Source organism: Cellulosimicrobium cellulans, from assembly GCF_042723955.1.
Lineage (GTDB): Bacteria > Actinomycetota > Actinomycetes > Actinomycetales > Cellulomonadaceae > Cellulosimicrobium > Cellulosimicrobium cellulans_H.
Genome location: NZ_JBHXIC010000145.1, coordinates 1 through 6,057, shown reverse-complemented (window position 1 = coordinate 6,057; position 6,057 = coordinate 1). Strand labels below are relative to the sequence as shown.

The following is a 6,057-nucleotide window of genomic DNA, read 5'->3' as shown; positions in this document are numbered from 1 at the left end:
GACACGCCCGGCGGGGGTGGGGGCCGCCGCCCCCCTCCCCCCCGCGCGCCCCCCCCCCCCACGCCCCGGCCCCCGCCGCCGCCCCCCCCGCCCCCCCCCCCCCGCTCGACGTCCGGCTCAGTCGGCGGCCGGGGTGCGCGGTGCCCACGGCGCCTCGCCCCCCGACGAGGCGGGCGAGACCGGTGCCTCCACGCGCTTGGTGAAGAAGCCGGCGGTCTCGGCGTAGCCGCCGGAGACGTAGAACTCCTTGGAGAGACCGGTGGCGAGGCCGACGCGGCGCGCGCCCACCTCGGCCGCCCACTCCTCGGCGCTCTCGAGGAGGAGCCGGCCGATGCCCTGGCGTCGGTGCGACGGGAGGACGGCGACCTCCTCGACCCGGCAGACGACGCCGCTGGACGCGAAGGTCAGGTGCCGGTTCGCGAGCAGGTACCCCACGACGCCGCGGTCGGGCAGCTCCGCCACCGCGAAGTACGTGTCGAGCGCGGCGAGCAAGGGCCCGAAGGACCGCTCGAACGCCTCACGCTCGGGGTCGTGGCGGGGCAGCTCGAGGACGAGCGGCCACACGTCGTCACGGTCGGCGACGACGGCACGGCGGACGAGCACGCCGGACGGCGCGCTGGGGCGAGAGACGGAGATCTGGGAGGATTCGGACACCTCCCGAACCTAGCAGCGCAGGGCGCGCCCGGGGCGGGGCGTCCCGGGTGGCGGTCGGGAGTCAGCGTGGGTGACGTTCCGCACCCGGCGCTCGGCCGGTGCGGTGTCAGGACCCGCCGAGGGCGTAGCGCATCGGCTCGAGCTTCGCCTCCGACTCGGCGACCTCCGCCGCCGGGTCGGACGCGGCGACGATCCCGCACCCGGCGAAGAGCCGCACCGACCGCGGGTCGGCGGCCGAGAGCTCGGCCGAGCGCAGCGCGATGCCCCACTCGCCGTCGCCGTCCGCGCCGAGCCACCCGACCGGCCCGGCGTACCGACCGCGGTCCATGCCCTCGATCTCGCGGATCAGCTCGCGCGCGACGCTCGTCGGCGTGCCGCACACGGCCGCCGACGGGTGCAGGGCCGCGGCGAGCGCGAGGCTCGTCGGCCCCGCCGCCCCGCCCGACGTGCCGGGAGCGACCGCGCCGCGCGCGAGGACCGCGGTCACGTCCGACGCGAGGTGCATGACGTTCGGCAGGTGCAGCACGAACGGCGCGTCGGGGACGTTCATCGACGAGCAGAACGGGGCGAGCGCCTGCGCGACGGACCGCACGGCGTACTCGTGCTCCTCGAGGTCCTTCGACGACCGGGCGAGCTGGGCCGCCCGGAGGAGCGCCTCGTCGTCGGACAGCCCGCCGCGGCGGATCGTCCCCGCGAGCACGCGCGACGTGACGAGCCCTTTCTCGCTGCGGACCAGGAGCTCGGGCGTCGCACCCACGAGGCCGTCGACGGAGAACGTCCAGCACGCCTCGTACGCCGAGGTGAGCCGGGAGAGCAACCATCGCGGGTCCACGGGCTCGGCCGTGTGCGCGACGACGTCGCGCGCCAGGACGACCTTCTCGAGCGCGCCCGAGCGGATGCGCTCGACCCCCTCCGCCACGACGGCCGCCCAGTCGTCGGCGCGCAGCGCGCCGTCGTGCCACGCCACCTCGCCGGGCGACGTGACGGGCGCGCGCGGCGTGCGCCGCAGCGCGTCGGTCGGGGAGGACGAGAGCGATCCCGCGGTGTCGACGGTCGTGAGCCACGCCCGGCCGTCGCGGCGACCGACGACGACGCGCGGCACGACGAGCACGCCGCCCGCGCGGACCGGGTCGTGCGCGTCGTCGCCGGGGGCGGAGTCGTCGAACGCGAACGAGCCGAACGCGACCGGTCCCGTCCCGGGCAGCCCTACCTCGTCCCGCACGACGGCGCGCGCGAGCGTCTCGTGCCACGCGGCCTCGGCGTCGGCGAACCGGCCGGGGCCCCACGTCTCGAGGCGCAGCGCCTCGCCCCAGCCCACGATCCCGTCGCCGCGCCGCACCCAGGCGAGGGGCCGCGCGTCGGGCAGGAGGTCGACGAGGGCGTCCAGGCCGCCGGGCAGGTCGGGGATCGGGGTGGTCCGCACGACGATGCTCGGCCGGGGTCGGGGCTGTGCGGCCGTGGCCGACGGTTCTGCGCTCATCGCCTCCCAGCGTAAGCCGCGCACGCGGGTGCGCCCTGCGGTGCGCCCGGGTGCCTGCGGACGTGGAAGCATGGGCGGCATGCCCCGCGCCAACCTGGACAAGAAGCCCTCCGAGGTCGCGTCGATGTTCGACGGGATCGCCTCGCGCTACGACCTGACGAACGACATCATGTCGTTCGGCCAGGACCGTGCCTGGCGCCGGGCGACGGTGCGCGCGGTCGGCGCGCTGCCGGGCGAGAAGGTCCTCGACCTCGCGGCCGGGACCGGGACGTCGTCCGAGCCGTTCGCCGACGACGGCGTGCGCGTCGTGCCGTGCGACTTCTCGTTCGGCATGCTCCAGGTCGGCAAGGAGCGCCGGCCCGACCTCCCGTTCGTCGCCGGTGACGCGACGCGCCTGCCGTTCGCGGACGGCACGTTCGACGCGGTGACGATCTCGTTCGGGCTGCGCAACGTCGTCGACACCGAGGGCGCGCTGCGCGAGATGCTGCGCGTCGTCCGCCCGGGCGGGCGGGTCGTGATCTGCGAGTTCTCGACCCCGACGTGGGCCCCGTTCCGCGTCGTCTACCAGGAGTACCTCGTGCAGGCGCTGCCGCGCATCGCCGCCGCGGTGACGCGCGAGGGCGGCTCGTACGAGTACCTCGCGGAGTCCATCGCGGCCTGGCCCGACCAGGTCGGGCTCGGCCGCCTCCTGCTCCGCGCGGGCTGGGAGAAGGTTGCCTACCGCAACCTCTCCGGCGGGATCGTCGCGCTCCATCGGGGCACGCGACCCGCCTGACGCCGTCGCCGTCGGCGGAGCTGCCGACGCCGAATTCACCCGGCCTGCCCGACGGCTGGGCGGGCCGCTCCGCCGTGCCCGACCTACCGTCGAGGGACGAGCGCGGCCAACGGGGGCCCGCGCGCGGCATGACGGGGGCACGACATGGAACGCCTGACCAAGGGTGCGCTGGCGATCGGGGCGGGGGCGCTCCTCCTCCTGGGAGGGGCCGGGACCTACGCGCTGTGGTCCGACTCGCAGGCCGTCGCCGAGGCGGGGGACATCAGCTCCGGCGACCTGGACCTCGCGCTGGGCACCGCGGCCTGGACGCTCAACGGGACCGCGGTCGCGGACGTCACGGCCGTCCGCATCGTCCCGGGCGACGTGCTGGCGCTCAGCCAGCCGATCACCGTGACCGCGATCGGCGACTCGTTGCAGTCGACCCTCGCCGTCTCCGGCACGGACACGCTCACGGGCGACCAGGTGCTCGTCGACGCGCTCGACGTGGCGTTCGTGCTCGACGGCCCGCCGGCCTGGGCGACGGACAACGGCGACGGCACGTTCGAGGTCGCGCCGTCGACGGCGGCCTACCCGGCGGTCGACGCCGACGTCACGCTGACGTTCGACGAGGCCACGGCCGACCAGGTCGCGACGAACTCGGTCGTGAACCTGTCGAGCCTGACGTTCACGCTCGAGCAGCACCTCTGAGCGGCCTGCGGTGGGCGTCGACCTGTCCCGCCGCCGCGCCCGGGCCCCGGGCGCGTCGTCCGGCCCGGGGCCGGGTCCCGGCGCGCCGGGCTCCCGCGCCGCGCACGGTCGGCGGGGTGCCGTGCGCGCCGTCGTCGTGCTCGTGCTCGCCGCGCTGCCGCTCTCCGCGGGTGCGGCGTGGGCCACCTGGTCGGCGTCACAGTCGGTGAGCGGCGCGGACGTGCGGTCGGGCTCGTTCGGCGTCCAGACGTCGTGGCAGACCTTCCCCGACCTCGCGGGCATGCTGCCGGGCCAGTCGCGCGACGGCGTGATCGCCGTGCAGCACACGGGCGACGGGACGTGGCGCTACCGGCTCGCGGTCGCATATGAGGGCGTCGTGCGGCCGACCGTCGCGTTCTACCCCGGGACGACCTGCACGGGAACGGCACTGCCGGTCGGGACGCTCAGCCCGCAGACGTACGCGCGCGGCGCGACGACCCAGGTGTGCGTCCGCTTCACGCTGCCCGCGGGGAGCCCGGGCGAGTGGCAGGGTCAGAGCGCGCAGGTCGCGGTGACGGTGACCATCGAGAGCAGGCCGTCGTGACGCGCGGCGCCAGGCTCCGGGTGGTCGCCGCGCTGGCCGTGGCGCTCGCGCTCGTCGGTGCCCCGGCCGTGGCGTGGTGGACCGCGAGCGGGTCGCTGTGGACGACCGTGTCGGCGGCGACGGTCCCCGCACCGACCGGGACGACGTGCACGACGACGGGCACCAACCTCGCGCGGAGCGCGACCGTGCGGTGGACGGCACCGACGCCAGCCCCGGCCCGGTACCGCGTGACGATCGCGGGAGGCGGGCAGTCGACGACGACCGAGACGACGGCGACGCAGCTCGTCATCACCGAGTCGCTGCTCGGCGGGCTCCTGCAGTCGATCCTCGACCTGCTGCTCGGCGGCACGACCCTGCAGGTCAGCGTCCAGTCCGTGCACGCGTCGGGATGGGTCTCGATCCCGGGCAACGCGGTGTCGGTCCGCGGCGCGCTCCTCGCGGGCACCGGCCTGTCGGGGATCTCCTGTGGCTGAGCGGCGCCCGGGCGGGCGACACCGCGAGGGCGCAGCGCATCGGCACGGGCCGCTCGCCCGGGCGCTCGGCGTGCTCGCGCTCGGGTGCGCCGTCGCGCTCGCGCTCGTGGGGGTCGTCGTGCCGCTCGTGCTGGGGGCGACGCCGTACACGGTGCTCACCGGGTCCATGCGGCCGACCTACCCGCCCGGGACGATGGTCGTCGTGCGCCCGGTCGAGCTCGAGCGCGTCGCCCCGGGCGACGTCGTCACGTACCAGCTCGTCTCGGGCCGGCCCGGGGTCGTCACCCACCGGGTCGTCGCCGTCGGCGTCGGCGCGGACGACGAGCGGGTCCTCACGACGCAGGGCGACGCCAACGCCGCGCCCGACCCGGAGCCCGTCCGCCCCGTGCAGGTCCGGGGGACGGTCGTCTACGCGGTCCCGCTGCTCGGGTGGGTGAGCTCCGCGGTGTCGGGCGACGCGCGCCGCACCGTCGCCGTCGTGGCGGCGGCCGGGCTCCTCGGCTGGGGAGCCTGGCAGGTCGCGGCGGGACTGCGCGAGCGCTCGCGGCGCCGCAGGACCCCGGCGGTGGTCCCGTGAGCCGGGGCGCGGGCCGAGAGCCGTTCCGTGCCCTCGCCGGGGTGCTGCTCGCGGTCGCGCTCGCCGGGCCGGGCCAGGCCGTGGTGGGGGCCGCGGCGAGTGCCGTGGCCGGGCCCGCGGTAGGGAGTGCGGCGGGCACCGGCACGGGCGCGGCGTCGGGGGAGGAGGAGGCGCTCCGGCTGAGCGCGGACGGCGCGACGTGGGAGCCCGGCCTCCCGGCGCCCCTGTTCGGACCGGACGCGCTCGTCGTGCCGGGGGCGACCGTCGCGCGCGACCTGTGGGTCCGCAACGACGGCCCGACGGCGGCCCGCGTCCTCGTGGACCTCGCGGCCGACGTCGACCCGGAGGTCGTGCGGACCGGTCTCGGCGCGTGGCTCGACGTCCGGCTGGACGGCGCGAGACCGGGCGCCGCGACCTGGGAGGGGCCCGTGCTCGATCCCGGGGAGGTGGGCCGGGTGGAGGTGAGCGTCGCGATGTCGGCGGACGCGCCGTCGTCCACGCGCCGCTCCGTCGCCGGGGTGCTGGAGGCGGTGCACCTCGTGGGCGTCCCGGGCGCCGGCCCGGCGCCCGCCCCGGGGGAGCCGCCGTCGACCGGCCCCGTGCTGGCGCGCACCGGGGCCGACACGTGGTGGCTCGCGGTCGCCGCGGCGCTCGCGGCCGGGGCAGGCCTGGTGCTCGCGCGCCTCGGGCGGGGGCGCGCGGCGTCGTCCGGCGGCCGCTGACCTGCGGCGACGCGAGCCGGCCGCGGGGCGCCCCGCCCCCCCCCCCCCGCGGGCGGGTGTGCCAAGCCCCGCCCCCCCCCCCCCCCCCCGGGGCCCCGCCCCCCAC

8 protein-coding genes are annotated in these 6,057 nt (G+C 77.5%); 6 read left to right on the top strand and 2 right to left on the bottom strand.

The features are described from left to right. Positions 1 to 117: 117 nt before the first annotated feature. Both ACFWH7_RS20505 and ACFWH7_RS20500 read right to left on the bottom strand, forming a co-directional pair. Complete coding sequence (locus ACFWH7_RS20505) at positions 118 to 654, bottom strand: GNAT family N-acetyltransferase (protein ID WP_378219442.1); 537 nt, start codon at positions 652 to 654, stop codon at positions 118 to 120. A gap of 106 nt (positions 655 to 760) precedes the next feature. Then, positions 761 to 2,134 carry an isochorismate synthase gene (locus ACFWH7_RS20500; RefSeq protein ID WP_378219440.1) on the bottom strand — a complete coding sequence of 458 codons (1,374 nt, stop codon included), beginning with the start codon at positions 2,132 to 2,134 and terminating at the stop codon, positions 761 to 763. Positions 2,135 to 2,213: 79 nt separating this feature from the next. Between ACFWH7_RS20500 and ACFWH7_RS20495 the strand changes: the two genes are divergently transcribed. From ACFWH7_RS20495 to ACFWH7_RS20470, 6 genes are all read left to right on the top strand, one after another. Continuing rightward, positions 2,214 to 2,909 carry a demethylmenaquinone methyltransferase gene (locus tag ACFWH7_RS20495; protein WP_053369903.1) on the top strand — a complete coding sequence of 232 codons (696 nt, stop codon included), beginning with the start codon at positions 2,214 to 2,216 and terminating at the stop codon, positions 2,907 to 2,909. A gap of 144 nt (positions 2,910 to 3,053) precedes the next feature. After that, a complete protein-coding gene (locus ACFWH7_RS20490; protein ID WP_378219438.1) occupies positions 3,054 to 3,596 on the top strand; it encodes an alternate-type signal peptide domain-containing protein in 543 nt (180 codons plus the stop codon). A gap of 121 nt (positions 3,597 to 3,717) precedes the next feature. Next, positions 3,718 to 4,179, top strand: a complete 462-nt coding sequence (locus ACFWH7_RS20485; RefSeq protein ID WP_378219436.1) for a hypothetical protein — start codon at positions 3,718 to 3,720, stop codon at positions 4,177 to 4,179. Then, positions 4,176 to 4,652 (top strand): hypothetical protein, encoded by a 477-nt coding sequence (locus ACFWH7_RS20480; protein ID WP_378219434.1) that lies wholly within the window; start codon positions 4,176 to 4,178, stop codon positions 4,650 to 4,652. Before ACFWH7_RS20485 ends, ACFWH7_RS20480 begins: the two co-directional genes overlap by 4 nt. Then, a complete protein-coding gene (locus ACFWH7_RS20475) occupies positions 4,645 to 5,229 on the top strand; it encodes a signal peptidase I (RefSeq protein ID WP_378219432.1) in 585 nt (194 codons plus the stop codon). Before ACFWH7_RS20480 ends, ACFWH7_RS20475 begins: the two co-directional genes overlap by 8 nt. After that, complete coding sequence (locus ACFWH7_RS20470; RefSeq protein WP_378219430.1) at positions 5,226 to 5,951, top strand: hypothetical protein; 726 nt, start codon at positions 5,226 to 5,228, stop codon at positions 5,949 to 5,951. The genes ACFWH7_RS20475 and ACFWH7_RS20470 overlap by 4 nt, the downstream gene beginning before the upstream one ends. Positions 5,952 to 6,057: the final 106 nt, after the last annotated feature.

What these genes read in the sequence shown, in the direction of transcription:
- ACFWH7_RS20500 (WP_378219440.1), bottom strand. Translation starts at nt 2,134, where the DNA reads ATGAGCGCAGAACCGTCGGCCACGGCCGCACAGCCCCGACCCCGGCCG.
- ACFWH7_RS20495 (WP_053369903.1), top strand. Translation starts at nt 2,214, where the DNA reads ATGCCCCGCGCCAACCTGGACAAGAAGCCCTCCGAGGTCGCGTCGATG.
- ACFWH7_RS20490 (WP_378219438.1), top strand. Translation starts at nt 3,054, where the DNA reads ATGGAACGCCTGACCAAGGGTGCGCTGGCGATCGGGGCGGGGGCGCTC.